14 protein-coding genes are annotated in these 18,051 nt (G+C 69.0%); 6 read left to right on the top strand and 8 right to left on the bottom strand.

Annotated features, from left to right (window positions below; all coding sequences use genetic code 11):
* Window positions 1-125: 125 nt before the first annotated feature.
* Window positions 126-2,345: an NADP-dependent isocitrate dehydrogenase gene (locus ACWD10_RS09930; RefSeq protein ID WP_451088910.1), complete on the top strand. Its 2,220-nt coding sequence runs from the start codon at window positions 126-128 to the stop codon at window positions 2,343-2,345.
* 181 nt (window positions 2,346-2,526) lie between these two features.
* Here the strand turns inward: ACWD10_RS09930 and ACWD10_RS09925 are convergent, their stop codons facing one another.
* Complete coding sequence (locus tag ACWD10_RS09925; protein WP_451088908.1) at window positions 2,527-3,168, bottom strand: TetR/AcrR family transcriptional regulator; 642 nt, start codon at window positions 3,166-3,168, stop codon at window positions 2,527-2,529.
* Between the two features lie 352 nt (window positions 3,169-3,520).
* Here ACWD10_RS09925 and ACWD10_RS09920 point away from each other — a divergent pair, with 352 nt between their 5' ends.
* From ACWD10_RS09920 to ACWD10_RS09905, 4 genes are all read left to right on the top strand, one after another.
* Window positions 3,521-4,495 carry a tetratricopeptide repeat protein gene (locus ACWD10_RS09920; protein WP_451088906.1) on the top strand — a complete coding sequence of 325 codons (975 nt, stop codon included), beginning with the start codon at window positions 3,521-3,523 and terminating at the stop codon, window positions 4,493-4,495.
* A 717-nt stretch (window positions 4,496-5,212) separates the two neighbouring features.
* A complete protein-coding gene (locus tag ACWD10_RS09915) occupies window positions 5,213-5,845 on the top strand; it encodes a DUF6230 family protein (RefSeq protein ID WP_451088904.1) in 633 nt (210 codons plus the stop codon).
* 176 nt (window positions 5,846-6,021) lie between these two features.
* Entirely contained in the window at window positions 6,022-6,579 is a 558-nt protein-coding gene (locus ACWD10_RS09910) for a DUF6114 domain-containing protein (protein ID WP_451088902.1), read from the top strand.
* Window positions 6,569-7,834 carry a hypothetical protein gene (locus tag ACWD10_RS09905; protein WP_451088900.1) on the top strand — a complete coding sequence of 422 codons (1,266 nt, stop codon included), beginning with the start codon at window positions 6,569-6,571 and terminating at the stop codon, window positions 7,832-7,834. The genes ACWD10_RS09910 and ACWD10_RS09905 overlap by 11 nt, the downstream gene beginning before the upstream one ends.
* Window positions 7,835-7,975: 141 nt before the next feature.
* Here ACWD10_RS09905 and pyk read toward each other — a convergent pair whose 3' ends face one another.
* From pyk to pta, 3 genes are all read right to left on the bottom strand, one after another.
* Window positions 7,976-9,406: a pyruvate kinase gene (pyk, locus tag ACWD10_RS09900; RefSeq protein ID WP_451088898.1), complete on the bottom strand. Its 1,431-nt coding sequence runs from the start codon at window positions 9,404-9,406 to the stop codon at window positions 7,976-7,978.
* 96 nt (window positions 9,407-9,502) lie between these two features.
* Window positions 9,503-10,708, bottom strand: coding sequence for an acetate kinase (locus tag ACWD10_RS09895; RefSeq protein ID WP_451088896.1), 1,206 nt, complete (start codon window positions 10,706-10,708; stop codon window positions 9,503-9,505).
* A gap of 41 nt (window positions 10,709-10,749) precedes the next feature.
* Entirely contained in the window at window positions 10,750-12,828 is a 2,079-nt protein-coding gene (pta, locus tag ACWD10_RS09890; protein ID WP_451088894.1) for a phosphate acetyltransferase, read from the bottom strand.
* 261 nt (window positions 12,829-13,089) lie between these two features.
* Between pta and ACWD10_RS09885 the strand changes: the two genes are divergently transcribed.
* Window positions 13,090-14,115, top strand: coding sequence for an ATP-dependent 6-phosphofructokinase (locus ACWD10_RS09885; protein WP_451088892.1), 1,026 nt, complete (start codon window positions 13,090-13,092; stop codon window positions 14,113-14,115).
* 83 nt (window positions 14,116-14,198) lie between these two features.
* Here the strand turns inward: ACWD10_RS09885 and ACWD10_RS09880 are convergent, their stop codons facing one another.
* The 4 genes from ACWD10_RS09880 to ACWD10_RS09865 form a co-directional block, all read right to left on the bottom strand.
* Complete coding sequence (locus ACWD10_RS09880) at window positions 14,199-14,894, bottom strand: helix-turn-helix domain-containing protein (protein ID WP_451088890.1); 696 nt, start codon at window positions 14,892-14,894, stop codon at window positions 14,199-14,201.
* Window positions 14,895-14,992: 98 nt separating this feature from the next.
* A complete protein-coding gene (locus ACWD10_RS09875; RefSeq protein WP_451088888.1) occupies window positions 14,993-15,820 on the bottom strand; it encodes a carbohydrate ABC transporter permease in 828 nt (275 codons plus the stop codon).
* A gap of 4 nt (window positions 15,821-15,824) precedes the next feature.
* A complete protein-coding gene (locus ACWD10_RS09870) occupies window positions 15,825-16,682 on the bottom strand; it encodes a carbohydrate ABC transporter permease (protein ID WP_451088886.1) in 858 nt (285 codons plus the stop codon).
* Window positions 16,679-18,037: an extracellular solute-binding protein gene (locus ACWD10_RS09865; RefSeq protein ID WP_451088884.1), complete on the bottom strand. Its 1,359-nt coding sequence runs from the start codon at window positions 18,035-18,037 to the stop codon at window positions 16,679-16,681. Before ACWD10_RS09865 ends, ACWD10_RS09870 begins: the two co-directional genes overlap by 4 nt.
* Window positions 18,038-18,051: the final 14 nt, after the last annotated feature.

The raw sequence follows: 18,051 nt of genomic DNA, 5'->3' as shown, positions 1-18,051 counted from the left end.
CTCAGGAAACACCGGGTCCGGGGGCAGGCTGCCGCCCCCGGACCCCCGTGCGTATACGGGCAGGTATCTTGATGTCGAGCAATGTTGCAGAGTTTGCAGAGTCCAGACGTGGAGCGGAGCACCCGGTGACTGACTCGACCATCATCTACACGCACACCGACGAGGCCCCGGCCCTGGCGACGTACTCCTTCCTGCCAGTGGTCGAGGCGTACGCCAGGACCGCCGGGGTGGCCGTGGAGACGCGTGACATCTCCCTCGCCGGACGGATCCTCGCCCACTTCCCCGAGTACCTGAAGGAGGGGCAGCGCGTCCCCGACGCCCTCGCCGAGCTCGGTGAGCTGGCCAAGACGCCCGGCGCCAACATCATCAAGCTGCCGAACATCTCGGCGTCCATCCCGCAGCTGAAGGCCGCCGTCGCCGAGCTGCGCGAGCAGGGCTACGCGCTGCCGGACTACCCGGACGACCCGAAGACCGACGAGGAGCGCGACATCCGCGCCCGCTACGACAAGGTCAAGGGCTCCGCCGTCAACCCGGTCCTGCGCGAGGGCAACTCCGACCGCCGCGCCCCCGCCTCGGTGAAGAACTACGCCAAGAACCACCCGCACCGCATGGGCGCCTGGACCCCCGAGTCCAAGACCAATGTGGCCACGATGGGTGCCAACGACTTCCGGTCCACCGAGAAGTCGACGGTCGTCGAGCGGGACGGTTCGTTCCGTATCGAGCTGGTCGCGGCCGACGGCAGCACCGCCGTGCTGCGCGAGTCCGTACCCGTACTCGCCGGTGAGGTCGTCGACGCCGCCGTGATGCGCGCCGCCGCGCTGCGCACCTTCCTCAGCGAGCAGGTCGCCCGTGCCAAGGCCGAGGGCGTGCTTTTCTCCGTGCACCTCAAGGCCACGATGATGAAGGTCTCGGACCCGATCATCTTCGGCCACACCGTGAGGGCCTTCTTCCCGAAGACCTTCGAGCAGTACGGCGAGGCCCTGGCCGCCGCCGGTCTCTCCGCCAACGACGGCCTCGGCGGCATCCTCGCCGGGCTCGACGCGCTGCCGAACGGCGCCGAGATCAAGGCCTCCTTCGACGCCGAGCTGGCCGAGGGCCCGGACCTGGCGATGGTCGACTCGCACCGCGGCATCACCAACCTGCACGTGCCGAGCGACGTCATCGTGGACGCCTCCATGCCGGCCATGATCCGCACCTCCGGCCACATGTGGAACAAGGACGACCAGGAGCAGGACGCCCTCGCGGTCATCCCGGACAGCAGCTACTCCGGCGTCTACCAGGCCGTCATCGAGGACTGCCGCGCCAACGGCGCCTTCGACCCGTCGACCATGGGCTCGGTGCCGAACGTCGGCCTGATGGCGAAGAAGGCCGAGGAGTACGGCAGCCACGACAAGACCTTCGAGATCGCCGCCGCGGGCACCGTCCGCGCCGTCGACGACCAGGGCAACGTACTGCTCGAGCAGGCCGTCGAGCCGGGCGACATCTTCCGGATGTGCCAGACCAAGGACGAGCCGATCCGCGACTGGGTCAAGCTGGCCGTCACCCGCGCCCGCGCCACCGGCGCCCCGGCCGTGTTCTGGCTCGACGAGACCCGCGCGCACGACGCGCAGCTGATCGAGAAGGTCAAGCAGTACCTGCCGGAGCACGACACCGAGGGCCTCACGATCGAGATCCTCGCTCCGGTCGAGGCCACCAAGTACTCCCTGGAGCGCATCCGCCGCGGCGAGGACACCATCTCCGTCACCGGCAACGTGCTCCGTGACTACCTCACCGACCTGTTCCCGATCCTCGAGCTCGGCACCAGCGCCAAGATGCTCTCCATCGTTCCGCTGATGGCGGGCGGCGGCCTCTTCGAGACCGGTGCCGGTGGCTCCGCGCCGAAGCACGTGCAGCAGCTCGTCAAGGAGAACTACCTGCGCTGGGACAGCCTCGGCGAGTTCTTCGCGCTCTCCGCGAGCTTCGAGCACCTCGCGCAGTCCACCGGCAACGCCCGCGCCCAGGTCCTGGCCGACACCCTCGACCGCGCCACCGGCACGCTGCTCAACGAGAACAAGGGCCCGGCCCGCAAGCTCGGCAGCATCGACAACCGCGGCAGCCACTTCTACCTGGCCCTGTACTGGGCCCAGGAGCTGGCCAAGCAGACCGACGACGCCAAGCTCGCGGAGGCGTTCGCGCCGCTCGCCAAGACGCTCACCGAGCAGGAGGAGACCATCGCGGGCGAACTGCTCGCGGTCCAGGGCTCCCCGGCCGACATCGGCGGCTACTACCAGCCGGACCCGGCCAAGGCGGAGGCCGTGATGCGCCCGTCCGCCACGCTCAACCAGGCCCTCGCCAGCCTGAGCTGAGCCGCGCCTGACGCTCACCTGAGCTCAACGTCCCGCTCCGGTCGGCCTGTTGTGGTCGGCCGGGCGGGACGTTTCTTTTCCTGGCCCCGCCCCTTCCCGACTGTGCCGATATGCGGCTAACGCCGCGTGGGGGCCCGCGGCGAAGCCGCTGATGGATGCAGCGCCCCCAGACCCCCGCTCCTCAAACGCCGGAGGGGCTGGAATTGGTGCCGCCTGCCGCCGCCCGCAACCCCCCGAGCAGCAGCGCCGTGAACGACCGGGCCCACTCCTCGTCCACCGGCTCCGCGCTCACCAGGGACCGGTGCACCACCGCGCCCGCCACCACGTCGAAGATCAGGTCCGCGGTGCGGCCCGCCGCCTCCGAGGTCGACTCGAGGGGGAGCTCGCCGCGGCGCTGTGCGCGCTCCCGGCCGTCAAGGACGAGCCGTTTCTGGCGGTCGACGATCGAGGTACGGATGCGGTCGCGGAGCGCCTCGTCGCGGGTGGACTCGGCGACCACGGCCATCAGCGCCGTCCGCGCCTCCGGGCGCTCCAGGAGCGCGGCGAACTGGAGCACCACGCCTTCGACGTCGGCCGCGAGGCTGCCCCGGTCCGGGAGTTCCAGCTCGTCGAAGAGGACCGCGACGGCGTCGACCACGAGCTCGTTCTTGTTGGCCCAGCGCCGGTAGAGGGTCGTCTTGGCGACCCCGGCGCGGGTCGCCACATCGCTCATCGTCAGCTTCGACCAGCCGAGTTCGACGAGCGCGGCCCTCGTGGCCTCCAGGATCGCGGTGTCGGCCTCGGCGCTCCGGGGCCGGCCCCCACGCGTGGTGTTGCGGCACATAGCGGTGACCATACCCGCCGGTAACCGACCGGGAGCCGCTCCGTACGCGTGGCAGAAATCACCGGCGATCGCCGTACGCGAGAGACCGTACCGAGATACGCTACGACCTGTAGCGAAAGCTTGATGTCAGGACCACGGGGGGTCCGGCAGCGAGCGGCAACCACTGGTGCGGGGTGGGGACCCGGCGCCACTTCACTACACAGGTCCTCCTCGGACCATACGGCCGGGATCTGTCCGTGAGCCTCGCAATCCGGCGGGGGGCCACGGACAGGATCGGTCGCGGGACGGACGGTGTCCACCCTTCGTAGGCAGGGCTTTTCACACGCGCGGGCGGAAGGGGGAGGATGTACGTATGCAGCCACGGAACATGTCCATGAGCGGAGTCGTCGACCTCGCCGCGGTGAAGGCGGCCCAGGAGGCCAAGGCGAAGGCGGAGCAGGCCCGCGCCCAAGCGGCGAAGCAGGGCGGCGGGGGTGCCGTGTCACCGGCGGCCCTCGTCTTCGACGTCGACGAGGCGGGGTTCGAGAGCGAGGTCCTGCAGCGCTCCTCCGAGGTCCCGGTCGTCATCGACTTCTGGGCCGAGTGGTGCGAGCCGTGCAAGCAGCTCGGCCCGCTGCTCGAGCGCCTCGCGGTCGAGTACAACGGCCGCTTCGTCCTCGCGAAGATCGACGTCGACGCCAATCAGATGCTGATGCAGCAGTTCGGGATCCAGGGCATCCCGGCCGTCTTCGCGGTGGTCGCCGGGCAGGCGCTGCCGCTCTTCCAGGGCGTCGCCCCGGAGGCCCAGATCCGCCAGACCCTGGACCAGTTGGTGCAGGTCGCCGAGGAGCGCTTCGGCCTCACCGGTCTCACCGTCGACCTGGACGCCGAGCCGGACGCGGTCGGCGCCCCCGCCGAGGCCCCGGCCGGGCCGTACGACGCGCTCCTCGAGGCCGCCTCGCAGGCCCTGGACGCCGGTGATCTGGGCGGCGCGGTGCAGGCGTACAAGAACGTCCTCGCGGACGACCCGGGGAACACCGAGGCCAAGCTCGGCCTCGCCCAGGCCGAACTGCTCCAGCGGGTCCAGGGGATGGACCCGAACCAGGTCCGCAAGGACGCCGCCGACAAGCCGTCCGATGCCGCCGCGCAGATCGCCGCGGCCGACCTCGATCTCGTCGGCGGCCATGTCGAGGACGCCTTCGGGCGGTTGATCGACACGGTCAAGCGCACCGCGGGCGAGGACCGGAACGCCGCGCGGGTGCGGCTCCTCGAACTCTTCGAGGTGGTCGGCGCGGAGGACCCGCGGGTGGCCAAGGCGCGCTCGGCGCTCGCCCGCGCCCTGTTCTGACTATCCGTGACGTGCGTTTCGGCGTACGTTTCCGGACTTCTTCGGCGTACGTGTAATGGGCACGGTCTGACGGTCCGTGACCGGCGTCGGATGACCAGTACGTAAACCGGCGGGCCCGCAGGGGGCCTGTGAAAATTTGGCGACAGATCGATGCGGCGGCCGCGTTTTACCAAAACTTGGTAATCGCGGCCGCTGTTACTTGGAGTAAGTGGAGGCCGGAGTTCTGTCCGGTTCCGTTCTGCAATCAACCGTTGTATGTACCCCCCTCGCTGCACCGTGAGTGCGCACCCCGTACCGCCGCGTCGTGTCGGGGTTATCCAGCCGTTACCAGCCGGTAACGAACCCCCTTGTGCGGGCGCTTGGAATGCACCACGATCGGCCACGCTCGGTCTCCATTCCCGCCCCCGAAAGCCACTCGGGATGTCGGGCTCCTGGGTCCCCGCCGAGTGGCCTGAGGCGCGACCGCCGAAGGTCTTCACGGACAGGGGGGTCTCTGCTGACCGGCAGAGCCTGTCCGGAAGGTTGTGCGTGATGTGTCAGGCGCGACCAGTGGTTGTCGCTCGGGGGTGATCGCCGGTGTTCCGGCGCCAGTTGGCGTCCGGAGAAGCCACAGGCGCTCTCCTTCCCGAGGACGTAGCACTTCTCCCATCCCTGCCCGGCTGAGCCGATCCGGTGCAGCCAGGGCCAGGAGATGTACGTCCGAGAAGGAGGAAAGTCATGGAGTCCGTGGCTCGTGGCGGAACCAGGTGGAAGCGGTTCGCTGTGGTCATGGTGCCGAGCGTCGCGGCGACTGCCGCGATAGGCGTCGCGCTCTCGCAGGGCGCGCTCGCGGCATCATTCAGTGTGTCGGGTCAGTCCTTCAAGGTGGCCGCCGACAAGCTCGACGGCAAGGGCATGGTCCAGTACGGCGGTGTCGACGTCGGTGTCGACATGAACGGCAAGAAGGCCTCCCACCCCGTCTCCGTCTCCGCGTTCAAGTCGGCGCAGATCACCGGAATGTGCCAGTCCGTCGTGACGCACGTTCCCGTGCTCGGCGATGTGACGCTTCAGCTCAACGCCGGTGGCAACGGCAAGCCGGTCGAGGCCGAGAACCTGTACATCGACGTGGCGCAGCTCGATGCCGACGCCGTGTTCAAGAACATCAACATCGGTGTCGCCGCCGGAAAGTCCACCAAGGGCCCCGGCATGAAGGGCGGCAACGAGCAGGCCAACCCGAACGGCTTCGCTCAGGAAGCCGACCAGGCCGTCCTCACCGACATCAAGCAGACGGCCTGGGCGACCAGCGCCGGAACCTTCAAGTTGAGCGGTCTCAGCATGAAGCTGCACAAGGGCAAGAAGGAGTGCTTCTGAGCACTCCCGGAGCGCCTTCGGGCCTTCGATGAGCCGGGCGGCTTCCCCCTCTTTTGTCGCCGCCGCCCGGCAACTGGCTCGGCGGGCGCGGAGCACCGCCTCCACGCCCGCCACCACAGATCTCTTCCGATCTCCTCCAAGTACTGCGTACCGCCGGTTCCAAGGAGCTGTTTCCCATGAGCGCCGAGACACCTGGGCCGAACGACCACTTCCTCAAGATCCAGCGGAGGAAGTTTCGGGCCTGGCGGGGTACCCGGCCCTTCTGGGCCGGTCTCCTCACGATTCTTGGCGGCGTGCCGATCGCCTATCTGCCGTACGGCAACATCAAGCTCGGCAACATGACGCTGGCCATGGCCACCACGGCGGGCGCCGGTTCGCTGATCATCGGCGTGCTCCTGATCGTGCTCGGCCTGACCATGTGGTACCAGACGCACTCGCGGGTCTTCGCGGGTGTCGCGGCCATCCTGCTCGCGCTGGTCTCCCTGGTGGTCTCCAACCTCGGCGGTTTCCTGATCGGGTTCCTGCTGGCGCTGATCGGCGGTGCCCTCGGCATCTCCTGGGCGCCCGCGCGCGCCGACGGCGGCCAGGGTGGCAGGGGCGGCCGTACGCCCGAAGAGCCCGCCGCGGACGGTGCGGCGGAGCCCGCGGTGGCCGGTGCCACGAACGGGGTGAGTGACGACCTGTCAGCGACAAGCTGGACAAACGACACGAACGGGAGGCACCGTGCCGGGTGACGAGCTGCATCGCGAGGGCTCGCCGGGCGAGGACCGGGTCAAGACCGGACCGCGGCATGCAGCGCCCAAGAAGCCGCTGCTGACCAGGCTGCATGTGCCCGCGGGCAAGGCGATAGCCATTGCCGCGATGCCGACCTCCATCCTCATGGGCATGGGGCTCACGCCCACGCTCGCCGTGGCCAAGCCGAAGCCGGACAGCCCCTTCCGGGACGGTCCGTGCGTCACGGCTCCGGACCAGGAGCCGGAGGACGACGCCAAGGCCAAGGACAAGGCGGAGAAGGAGAAGGAGAAGGCGGAGGACGAGGCGAAGGACGAGGCCAAGCAGCCGAAGCCGTCGCCGTCCGCCGGTGACTCGGCCGACAAGGGCGACGAGCCCACGCCCTCGCCCTCCGCTTCCGGTTCGGGCGACTCGGCCGAGCCGTCCGAGGAGCCGGAGCCGTCGCCGACGGATTCCTCGGCATCCGAGACCAAGAACCCGCTCGACCCGCTGGGCCTCGGCGACAAGATCAAGGATGTCTTCACGCCGGACGACGAGGAGGAGCCGGAGCCCTCTCCGTCGCCGTCCGATTCGGAGTCCGCGTCCGCGTCCGGGGACGGCGACGGGTCGGCGACCGACAAGGTCACCAAGCCTGTCGAGGACGTCGTCGACGGCGTCAAGGAGGGCGCGAAGGACGCCACCGAGAAGGCCGGGGACGCGGCGGGCAAGGCCACGGACGCGGTGGACAAGGTCAAGCCGTCCACCAACCCGTTGGCGCCGGACGCGGACGGCAAGAAGCCGTTCCCGTGCGTCGTCGAGAAGAAGGTCGCGGGCAAGGACGAGACTCCGCCCGCGCCGATCCCCGACGACCCGTGGCGCCTCGAGGCCAGCTCGCTGCTGCTCAAGGGCGCGGACTACCAGGGGATCGTCAAACTCAAGACGGTCAACGGCAAGACCAAGCAGGTCATGAAGTACGTCATCAAGGACGGTACGGACATCGGCGATCTGCACCAGATCGTCAACGGCCCGAACGGTACGAAGTACCACATCGAGGCCGACAAGGGCACCACGTCCACGATCCGCGACGGCGAGACGATCATGTACACCGAGCGTCTCTCGGGGAAGCTGTTCGGTCTGATCCCGATCACGTTCGACCCCGAGCACCCGCCGCCCCTGAACATTCCGCTGATCTACATCACGGATGTCGAGGTCACGCAGGCGGCACAGTTCGGTGGCACGCTGAAGGTTCCTGGGCTCAGCCAGACGATCGTCGACTGAGCCCGCGAAAAACGCCCTTGGGGTCCCGAGTTGAGGGGGGTGCCCAAGGGCGTTTCCGCTTGCGCCGTCCGTTGTGCTGCCCGGCGACGTGGGCTGTGCCCACCCGTGCCGCCCTGCGGCACGACTGCCCGCAGCGGTTGGTCAGTTGCGCTCGCTGCCGCCCAGGTGGTGGACGCGGACCATGTTCGTGGTGCCGGGGATGCCGGGGGGCGAGCCCGCGGTGATGATCATGGTGTCGCCCTTGTTGAACCGCTGCAGCTTGAGCAGTTCGGCGTCCACCAGGTCGACCATCGCGTCGGTGTTGTCGACGTGCGGCACGAGCCGGGTGTCGACGCCCCAGCTGAGCGTCAGCTGGTTGCAGGTGTCCTGGTCCGTGGTGAACGCCAGGATGGGCTGCGAGGCGCGATAGCGGGAAAGGCGCCGGGCGGTGTCGCCGGACTTGGTGAAGGCGACCAGGGACTTGGCGCCCAGGAAGTCCGCGATCTCGCAGGCGGCACGGGCCACCGAACCACCCTGCGTACGCGGCTTCTTGCCGGGCACGAGCGGCTGCAGGCCCTTGGAGAGCAGCTCTTCCTCGGCCGCCGCGACGATCTTCGACATCGTCTTGACGGTCTCGATCGGGTAAGCGCCGACCGAGGACTCCGCGGAGAGCATGACCGCGTCCGCGCCGTCCAGGATCGCGTTGGCGACATCGGACGCCTCGGCGCGCGTGGGGCGGGAGTTGGTGATCATCGACTCCATCATCTGGGTCGCCACGATCACCGGCTTGGCGTTCCGTCGGCACATCTCCACCAGGCGCTTCTGCACCATCGGGACCTTCTCGAGCGGGTACTCGACGGCCAGGTCACCGCGGGCCACCATGACCGCGTCGAACGCCGCGACGACGTCCTGCATATTGGCGACCGCCTGCGGCTTCTCCACCTTGGCGATGACCGGGACCCGGCGGCCCTCCTCGTCCATCACCTGGTGGACGTCCTTGACGTCATCGGCGTTCCGTACAAAGGAGAGCGCGACCATGTCGCAGCCCATCCGCAGGGCGAAGCGCAGGTCCTCGACGTCCTTCTCGGAGAGCGCCGGGACGTTCACGGCCGCGCCCGGCAGGTTGATGCCCTTGTGGTCGGAGATCACACCGCCCTCGATGACGATCGTCTTGACCCGCGGGCCGTCGACGTCGGTCACCTTCAGCTCGACATTGCCGTCGTTGATCAGGACCTGGTCGCCCTTGGCGACATCGCCCGGCAGACCCTTGTACGTCGTCCCGCAGATCGCCTTGTCGCCGGGGACGTCCTCCGTGGTGATGGTGAACTCGTCGCCGCGGACGAGCTCCACCGGGCCCTCGGCGAAGGTCTCCAGGCGGATCTTCGGGCCCTGGAGGTCGGCGAGGACACCGACGGAACGGCCGGTGTCCGCGGCGGCCTGCCGGACGCGGTCGTAACGCTCCTGGTGCTCCGCGTGGGATCCGTGGCTGAAGTTGAATCGGGCCACATTCATTCCGGCCTCGATGAGCGCTTTCAGTTGCTCGTACGAGTCGACGGCTGGGCCCAGGGTGCAGACGATTTTGGAACGGCGCATAAGGCGGATCCTATCGGTTTGTTTCGCAGTGGAATATTCCGTCTGGTGGAATGTCCAAATGGGCGACGGTGCGCTCAGATGCGGCCCTATTACGGCTCAGGACTGCACCAGGGCGTACGCCGAGGTCGCGATCTCCAGTTCCTCATCGGTCGGTACGACGGCCACGGCGACGCGCGCGTACTCCGGCGAGATCACCCGCGGGTCGTCACTCCGTACGGCATTGAGATCGGCGTCGACCGCGAGGCCCAGCTCCTCCAGGCCCGTGACCGCCGCCGCGCGCACCGCCGCCGCGTTCTCGCCGACACCGGCCGTGAAGGTCACAGCATCCACCCGGCCGAGAACCGCCGCATACGCGCCGATGTACTTCTTCAGGCGGTGAATGTAAATGTCGAAGGCGAGCCGGGCCTGCTCGTCGCCCTCGTCCATGCGGCGGGTGATCTCCCGCATGTCGTTGTCGCCGCACAGGCCGATCATGCCGCTCTTCTTGTTGAGCAGGGTGTCGATCTCGTCCACGGACAGGCCCGCGACCCGCGCCAGATGGAAGATCACGGCCGGGTCCAGATCGCCCGAGCGCGTGCCCATGACCAGCCCTTCGAGCGGGGTCAGGCCCATCGAGGTGTCGACGCAGACGCCGCCGCGGACCGCCGACGCCGAGGCGCCGTTGCCCAGGTGCAGCACGATGACGTTGACCTCCTCGGGCGTCTTGCCGAGGAGCTTCGCGGTCTCGCGGGAGACGTACGCGTGCGAGGTGCCGTGGAAGCCGTAGCGCCGGATGCGGTGCGCGTCGGCGGTCTCGACGTCGATCGCGTAGCGGGCCGCGTACTCCGGCATCGTGGTGTGGAAGGCGGTGTCGAAGACCGCGACCTGCGGCAGATCGGGGCGCAGCTCGCGGGCCACCTTGATGCCGGTGATGTTGGCCGGGTTGTGCAGCGGGGCGACCGGGACCAGGCGCTCGATCTCGGCGAGCACCTCGTCGTCGATCACGGTCGGCCTGGTGAACTTCCGGCCGCCGTGCACCACGCGGTGCCCGATGGCGGCCAGTTCGGGGGAGTCCAGGCCGAGGCCGTCCTTGGCGAGCTCCTCGGCGACGGCCTTCAGGGCCGCCTCGTGGTCGGCGATCGGACCGTTCTGCTCGCGGGTCTCTCCGCCGCCCGTGAGCGGGGTGTGCTTGAGGCGGGAGGTCTCCTCGCCGATGCGCTCGACCAGGCCCACGGCGAGCCGCGAGCTGTCCCGCATGTCGAGCAGCTGGTACTTCACCGACGAGGAGCCGGAGTTGAGGACGAGGACGCGGGTCGAGGTCACGGGGGAGATGCCTTCTGTTGGGTTCAACTGACTTACTACGTCTACGAGTTGGCGGGCGACTGGGCCTGGATCGCCGTAATGGCCACGGTGTTCACGATGTCCTGCACGAGCGCGCCGCGGGACAGGTCGTTCACCGGCTTGCGCAGACCCTGGAGGACCGGGCCGACCGCGATGGCGCCGGCCGACCGCTGCACGGCCTTGTATGTGTTGTTGCCGGTGTTCAGGTCCGGGAAGATCAGCACGGTGGCCTGGCCCGCGACCTCGGACTCCGGCAGCTTGGTGGCGGCGACGGAGGGCTCCACGGCGGCGTCGTACTGGATCGGGCCCTCGATCTTCAGGTCCGGACGGGCCCCGCGGGCCAGCTCGGTGGCCCGGCGGACCTTGTCGACGTCGGCGCCGGAGCCGGACGTACCCGTGGAGTACGAGAGCATCGCGACCTTCGGCTCCACGCCGAACTGCCGGGCCGTGGTGGCCGACTGGACGGAGATGTCGGCCAATTGCTCGGCGTTCGGGACCGGGTTGACCGCGCAGTCGCCGTACACGAGGACCTTGTCCGCGAGGCACATGAAGAAGACCGAGGAGACGATCTTCGCCTCCGGCTTCGTCTTGATGATCTCGAAGGCGGGCCGGATGGTCGCCGCGGTGGAGTGCACGGAGCCGGAGACCATGCCGTCCGCGAGCCCGCCCTGCACCATCAGGGTGCCGAAGTAGTTCACGTCCGAGACCACGTCGTACGCGAGCTCGACCGTCACGCCCTTGTGGGCGCGCAGCGCCGCGTACTGCTCGGCGAACTTCTCCCGCAGCTCGGAGGTCTGCGGGTCGATGAGCTGCGACTCCGCGAGGTTGATGCCGAGGTCCGCGGCCTTCTTACGGATCGTCTCGACGTCACCGAGCAGGGTGAGGTCGCAGACGCCGCGGCGGAGCAGCACATCGGCGGCGCGCAGGACGCGCTCCTCGGTGCCCTCGGGCAGGACCACGCGGCGGCGGTCGGAGCGGGCCTGCTCGATCAGCTTGTGCTCGAACATCATCGGCGTGATCCGGTCGCTGCGGTACACCTCGAGGCGCCCGAGCAGTTCCTCGCCGTCCACGTGCCGCTCGAAGAGGCCGAGCGCGGTCTCCGCCTTGCGCGGCGTGGCGGCGTTCAACTTGCCCTCGAGGGCGAAGAGTTCGGCCGCCGTCGGGAAGGAGTTCCCGGGCACGGAGATCACCGGGGTGCCGGGCGCGAGCCGGGACGCGAGCCGCAGGATCTCCTCGCTGGGCCGCTCGCCCAGGGTGAGCAGGACGCCCGCTATCGGCGGGGTGCCCGCGCTGTGCGAGGCGAGCGCGCCCACCACCAGGTCGGCCCGGTCGCCCGGGGTCACCACCAGGCAGCCCGGGGTCAGGGCGCCCAGGAAGTTCGGCAGCATGGCGCCGCCGAAGACGAAGTCGAGGGCGTCACGGGCGAGTCCGGAGTCGTCGCCGAGCAGCACCGTGCCCCCCAGGGCGTGGGTGACCTGGGCGACCGTGGGCGCCGAGAGCGCGGGCTCGTCCGGAAGTACGTAGCTGGGCACGGGCAGGCGGGCGCTCAGGCGCTCGCCGATCAGCGCCCGGTCCTCGGCGGCGACCCGGTTCACCGCCATGGCGAGTACGTCGCAGCCGAGCCCGGCGTAGGCACGGTAGGCGTTGCGCGCCTCGGCCCGTACGGACTCGGCGGTCTGGCCGCGGCCGCCGACGACCGGGAGCACCCAGGCGCCGAACTCGTTGGCGAGCCGGGCGTTCAGGGCCAGCTCGTCCGGGAGCTGGGTGTCGGCGAAGTCGGTGCCGAGCACGAGGACCACCTCGTAGTCCCGGGCCACCTGGTGGAAGCGCTCGACGAGCCGCGATACCAGCTCGTCGGTGCCCTTCTCGGCCTGGAGGGCGGAAGCCTCGTAGTAGTCCATGCCGTACCCGCTCGCCGCGTCCTGCGACAGGCGGTAACGCGCCCGGAGGAGGTCGAAGAGGCGGTCGGGGCCGTCGTGGACGAGCGGCCGGAAGACACCGACCCGGTCGACCTGACGGGTCAGGAGCTCCATGACTCCCAGCTCGATGACCTGGCGGCCGTCGCCCCGGTCGATCCCGGTCACGTACACGCTGCGCGTCACGCGTGCTCTCCGTTCCATCGCTGTCGTAAGCCGTCGCTGTCGCAACGACGGCCTGTCCCGAATGTCCAGGAACGTTAGTTGACGTCCTGCATCATCCAGGGCAAGCCTGCTCAAAAATACCCGCTAAGGTGTCGTTGCCCTCTTGACAATACCTCTGCGTATGGCTAAAGCGCCCGTCAGTGGGGGAGCAGGCCCGGGGGCCCCATGGAACAATCGGTAACCGGCTCACGCGTCCGACTAGCGAGCAGGAGACACAGCACGATGCGTATCGGAGTCCTCACCGCAGGGGGCGACTGCCCCGGACTGAACGCAGTGATCCGGTCGGTCGTGCACCGCGCAGTCGCGGGCCACGGCGATCAGGTCATCGGTTTCGAGGACGGTTACAAGGGCCTGCTCGACGGCCACTACCGGCCCCTCGACCTTACCGGGGTCAGCGGCATCCTGGCCCGTGGCGGCACCATCCTCGGCTCCACCCGGCTTGAGAAGGACCGCCTCCAGGAGGCCGTGCAGAACGCGCCGGAGCTGACCAAGCAGCTCGGCATCGACGTGCTCATCCCGATCGGTGGCGAGGGCACGCTCACCGCGGCCCGGATGCTCTCGGAGGCGGGCATGCCGGTGGTCGGCGTCCCGAAGACCATCGACAACGACATCTCCGCCACCGACCGCACCTTCGGTTTCGACACGGCGGTCGGGGTCGCGACGGAGGCGATGGACCGCCTCAAGACCACCGCCGAGTCGCACCAGCGCGTGATGGTCGTCGAGGTCATGGGCCGGCACGCGGGCTGGATCGCCCTGGAGTCCGGCATGGCCGGCGGCGCCCACGGCATCTGCCTGCCCGAGCGGCCCTTCGACCCGGCCGACCTGGTCAAGATGGTCGAGGAGCGGTTCGCGCGCGGCAAGAAGTTCGCGGTCATCTGCGTCGCCGAGGGCGCGCACCCGGCCGAGGGCACCATGGACTACGGCACCGGCGAGATCGACCAGTACGGCCACGAGCGGTTCAAGGGCATCGGCACCGCCCTCGCGCACGAGCTGGAGCACCGCCTCGGCAAGGAGGCCAGGCCGGTCATCCTCGGCCACGTCCAGCGCGGCGGCACCCCCACCGCGTACGACCGCGTCCTCGCCACCCGCTTCGGCTGGCACGCCGTCGAGGCCGCCCACCGCGGCGAGTTCGGGTATATGACCGCGCTGCGGGGCACCGAGGTCGAGATGGTCCCGCTCGCCGACGCGGTGACGACCCTCAAGCGCGTCCCGGAGGCGCGGATGAACGAGGCCGAATCGGTCTTCTGACCCGCCTGTCACAGGAAGCAGGTAGCCCTTCGGCCCGCGAGCCCGCGCGGCCGGGGGGCTTTCGCCTCGCCCAGTAAGGAACTTCAGTCGTCGTTCTCCTGGGCCAGTGCCCAGAAATGATCGAGGATCCGGTCCAGGAACTCCCGCCCCGCGTTGCCCGCGTCCGTGGCGGTGCCGCCCCAGTTGAGCGTCGCCAGCATGCGGGACTGGTAGTCGCGGTGCAGCTGGTCGAGCGCGTACTCGAGCGCCTCGGGCGACATGGGCAGGAGCTTGCCCACGGGCTTGAGATACGCCTGGGGGCGGGCCGCGGTCACCGCGCTGCGCAGATAGTCGGTGAGCTTCTCGTCCCGCCCGGTCACGGTGGCGAAGTCGCGCGGGGAGAGCCCGAGGACCTCGGCGAGCGCTCGCGTCTCCCGGTCGTTGCCGCGCCACTTCCCGGTCTCCTCCATGCGGAGATACGTGTCGTGGTCGAGGCCCACCTCCCGCGCCACGTCCTCCGGGGCGAGCCCCCGGGCGAGGCGGTGCTCGCGCAGTGTGGTCGCGGCCCCGAGCAGTTCGCCGGGCGCGCACCACAGTGCCCCGGCGAGCGCGGTCAGTTCCTGGGAACTCGGGACGGCGTCCCCGCGCTCCCAGGCCAGGACGGTGTCGGGCGCGATATGCCCCAGTCCGTACGCGGCCTGGATCCCATAAGCGACATTTCCGGGCGTCATGCCCAGCGCCTCCCGCAACCGGCGGGCGGCGAGGTTGTTGAACGGAGGCAACTGATGGGACTGAGGCACGGGCTCACGCTAGAGGGCTACTGGTTGGTCGCCTATCGTGCTTTCTGCCGGGATCGTACGGTGATCACCCGTTGTAGGAACACACAACCGCCACAGTTCTACCCCTTGACAGCGCCGCTCAGAGCGAAGCCGCCGCCGAATTTCCTCGACACCAGAACGTAGAGGATCACCACCGGGGTCGAATAGAGCACGGAGAACGCGGCGAGCTGGCCGTAGACGACGGTGCCCTTGTTGCCGAAGAAGTCGTTGATGCTGACCGAGGCGGGCAGCTGCTCCGGGGAGAGCAGCAGCATGAACGGGACGAAGAAATTGCCCCACATCATCACGAACGAATAGACCGTGACGACCCCGATGCCCGGCCCCATCAGCGGCAGCACCACGCGCAACAGGGACTGGAACGGGGAAGCGCCGTCCGTCCAGGCGGCCTCCTCCAGGCCCTGCGGGACGCCGTCCATGAAGTTCTTCATCAGCCAGACGGCGAACGGCAGCTGGGACGCCGCGAAGAAGAAGATCGTGCCGTGCATGGTGTCGATCAGTTCGACCTGCACGAAGAGCGCGTACACCGGGACCATGATCGCCGTAATGGGCAGACAGGTCGCGAAGAGGATCGTCAGGAGGAACGGGCGGGTGAGCCGCGAGCGGTAGCGGGACAGCGGGTACGCCGCCAGGGCCGCGCTCGCGACCGTCAGGAGCGTCGCGCCGCCGCACAGGAGCAGGCTGTTGAGCAGCGGGCGGAACGTGATGTCCGGCTGAAGGACCGCGTCGAAGTTGGCGAGGGTGGGCTCCGCCGGGGGCCGTACGCGCAGCGTCGCCCCCGCGTCGAGGGAGGAGAACACCAGCCAGGCCAGGGGCAGGACGAACGCCGCGGCCACGGCGAGCAGGGCCGCGTCGGCGGCCAGGCGGCGCGAGGTGGACTTGGCCGGCACCGGCTCAGACCTCCGTTCGCAGCAGGCGCAGGTACACCAACGAGAAGAGCGAGCCGACCACGAGCAGGAGCAGCGCCACCGCCGTCGCGTACCCGATCATGCTGTTCTGGAATGCCTGTTCGTACATATAGAGCGGCAGCGTCTGGCTCCGGTTGCCCGGGCCGCCGCGCGTCATCACCCAGATCAGGCCGAAGACGGAGAGCGTCTGCAGGGTGATCAGCATCAGGTTGGTGCCGATGGAACGGCGGATCATCGGCAGCGTGATGTGCCACAGGCGCCGCCAGCCGCCCGCCCCGTCGACCTGCGCCGCCTCCGTGACCTCCGACGGGATCTCCTTGAGCGCCGCCGAGTAGACGAGCATCGAGAACGCCGTGCCGCGCCACACGTTGGCGAACGACACCGCCAGGATCGGCAGCGTGTACAGCCAGTTCTGGGACGGCAGGTGCAGCCAGTCCAGGATCGCGTTCAGGGTGCCCTCGCGGCGGAAGAACGCGTACAGCAGGAAGCCCGCCACCACCTCCGGGAGCACCCAGGCCGTCACCACCACACTGCCGGTCAGGGTGCGCACCGGGCGCGAGGCCCGCTGCATCAGGGAGGCCAGGGCAAGGCCCAGGGTGTTCTGCCCGATCAGCGCCGAGACGACCGTGAAGACCAGCGTCATCCAGACCGCGTTACGGAAGTCCGCGTCCCTGAACGCCGCGGTGAAGTTCTCCAGGCCGACGAAGGACGACTCGGCCTGGCCGGTCAACTGGAGGTCCGTGAAGGCGATATAGACGCAGTAGCCGATCGGTCCCGCCAGGAACAGCAGCAGGAGCAGGACCGTGGGGGACAGGGGCAGGAACCGGGTGAGGGAACGCCTCACTTCCGCGTCACCGCGCCGTCCGTGATCGACCCGAGCTCTTCGTCGTACGCCTTGGCCGCCTCGGCGACGCTGCCGTCCCCGGTCGTGACCAGCTCCATCGCCTCCTGGATCGCCGTGGACACCTTCGGGTACGCCGGGTAGGCGGGCCGGTAGTGGGTGTACCGCACCAGATCCGTGAAGAACGCGGTGCCGGGCTGCGCCTTCGCGTACGCGGGGTCGTCGGCGACGTCCTCGCGCACGGCGATTCCGGAGTTGCGGACGTACCAGTCCTGGGCGTTCTTCTTGGTCTGCATGGTCTTGATGAACTCGAAGGCCAGGTCGGGGTTGGCCGCCTTCGACGGGATCGCCCAGGTCCAGCCGCCGGACATGCTGACCTTGCCGGGCTTCTGGCCGTGCTGCGTCGGCATCGCCGCGAGGCCCAACTCCTCGGACCACTGCGGCCATTCGTGCCCGGAGCCGGGCAGCCAGTCCTGCGGCAGCCACGAGCCGTCGAGGTTGATGCCGAGCTTGCCCTTGGGCATCAGCTCGCCGCGCACCCGGGTCGCGAGGTTCGGGTCGAGGGCGTCCTCGACGGGCGGGCCGAGCTTCTCCTGGTAGACGGTCTCCACGAACTTGAGGGAGTCCTTGAAGCCCTTGCCGCCCGCGACCCACTTCTGCTGCGCCGTGTCGTACAGCGGATCCGTGCCCGTGCCGTACAGCAGCATCTCGAAGCCCTGCATGGTGGAGGTCTCGCCGCCGGGCTTACCGGTGTAGACGTTCAGCGGGATGACGCCGGGGACCTTCTTCTTGATGGTGCGGGCGGCGTCGAGGATCTCGTTCCAGTTCTTCGGCTGCCAATCGGCGGGCAGCCCGGCCTTCTCGAAGATGTCCTTGTCGAACCAGAGGCCGCGGGTGTCGGTGCCGTCCGGTACGCCGTACGTCTTGCCGTCCTGGGCCTTCGCCGCGGACTTCGCCGTATCGATGAACCGGTCCCAGTCCTTCCACTTGTTCAGATACGGGTCGAGGGGCGTCAAGTACCCGCTGGTGATATCGGAGTTGATGAGGAAGGTGTCCTCGTAGACCAGGTCGGGCGCGGTCTTCGGGGAGCGCAGCATCTGCTGGAGCTTGGTGTAGTAGTCGGCGTCGGCCGCCTTGATCGGCACGAGCTCGATCTTCTTGCCCGGGTGGTCCTTCTCGAACTGCTTCGCCATCTTTGCCAGATACTTGTCCATCACCCGGATCGAGTTGTCCGTGGACTGCTTGTAGGAGACCTTCACGACATCCGGGTCACCCCCGGACCCGCCGCCGCAGGCGGTCAGCGACGCGGCGGTGAGCAGGGCTGCGGCGCCGAGGAGCAGGGGCGTACGCATGGGCATGGGCACGGCACGAC

Source organism: Streptomyces sp. NPDC002851 (genome assembly GCF_053591935.1).
Note: the sequence above shows the minus strand (reverse complement) of the source record. Positions and strands in the feature narration are given on the sequence as shown.

Excerpts from the sequence above, each read along its gene's own strand:
- ACWD10_RS09915 (WP_451088904.1), top strand. The coding sequence starts at position 5,213 with ATGGAGTCCGTGGCTCGTGGCGGAACCAGGTGGAAGCGGTTCGCTGTG.
- ACWD10_RS09925 (WP_451088908.1), bottom strand. The coding sequence starts at position 3,168 with ATGTGCCGCAACACCACGCGTGGGGGCCGGCCCCGGAGCGCCGAGGCC.
- pyk (WP_451088898.1), bottom strand. The coding sequence starts at position 9,406 with ATGCGCCGTTCCAAAATCGTCTGCACCCTGGGCCCAGCCGTCGACTCG.
- ACWD10_RS09920 (WP_451088906.1), top strand. The coding sequence starts at position 3,521 with ATGCAGCCACGGAACATGTCCATGAGCGGAGTCGTCGACCTCGCCGCG.
- ACWD10_RS09910 (WP_451088902.1), top strand. The coding sequence starts at position 6,022 with ATGAGCGCCGAGACACCTGGGCCGAACGACCACTTCCTCAAGATCCAG.
- ACWD10_RS09885 (WP_451088892.1), top strand. The coding sequence starts at position 13,090 with ATGCGTATCGGAGTCCTCACCGCAGGGGGCGACTGCCCCGGACTGAAC.
- ACWD10_RS09865 (WP_451088884.1), bottom strand. The coding sequence starts at position 18,037 with ATGCCCATGCGTACGCCCCTGCTCCTCGGCGCCGCAGCCCTGCTCACC.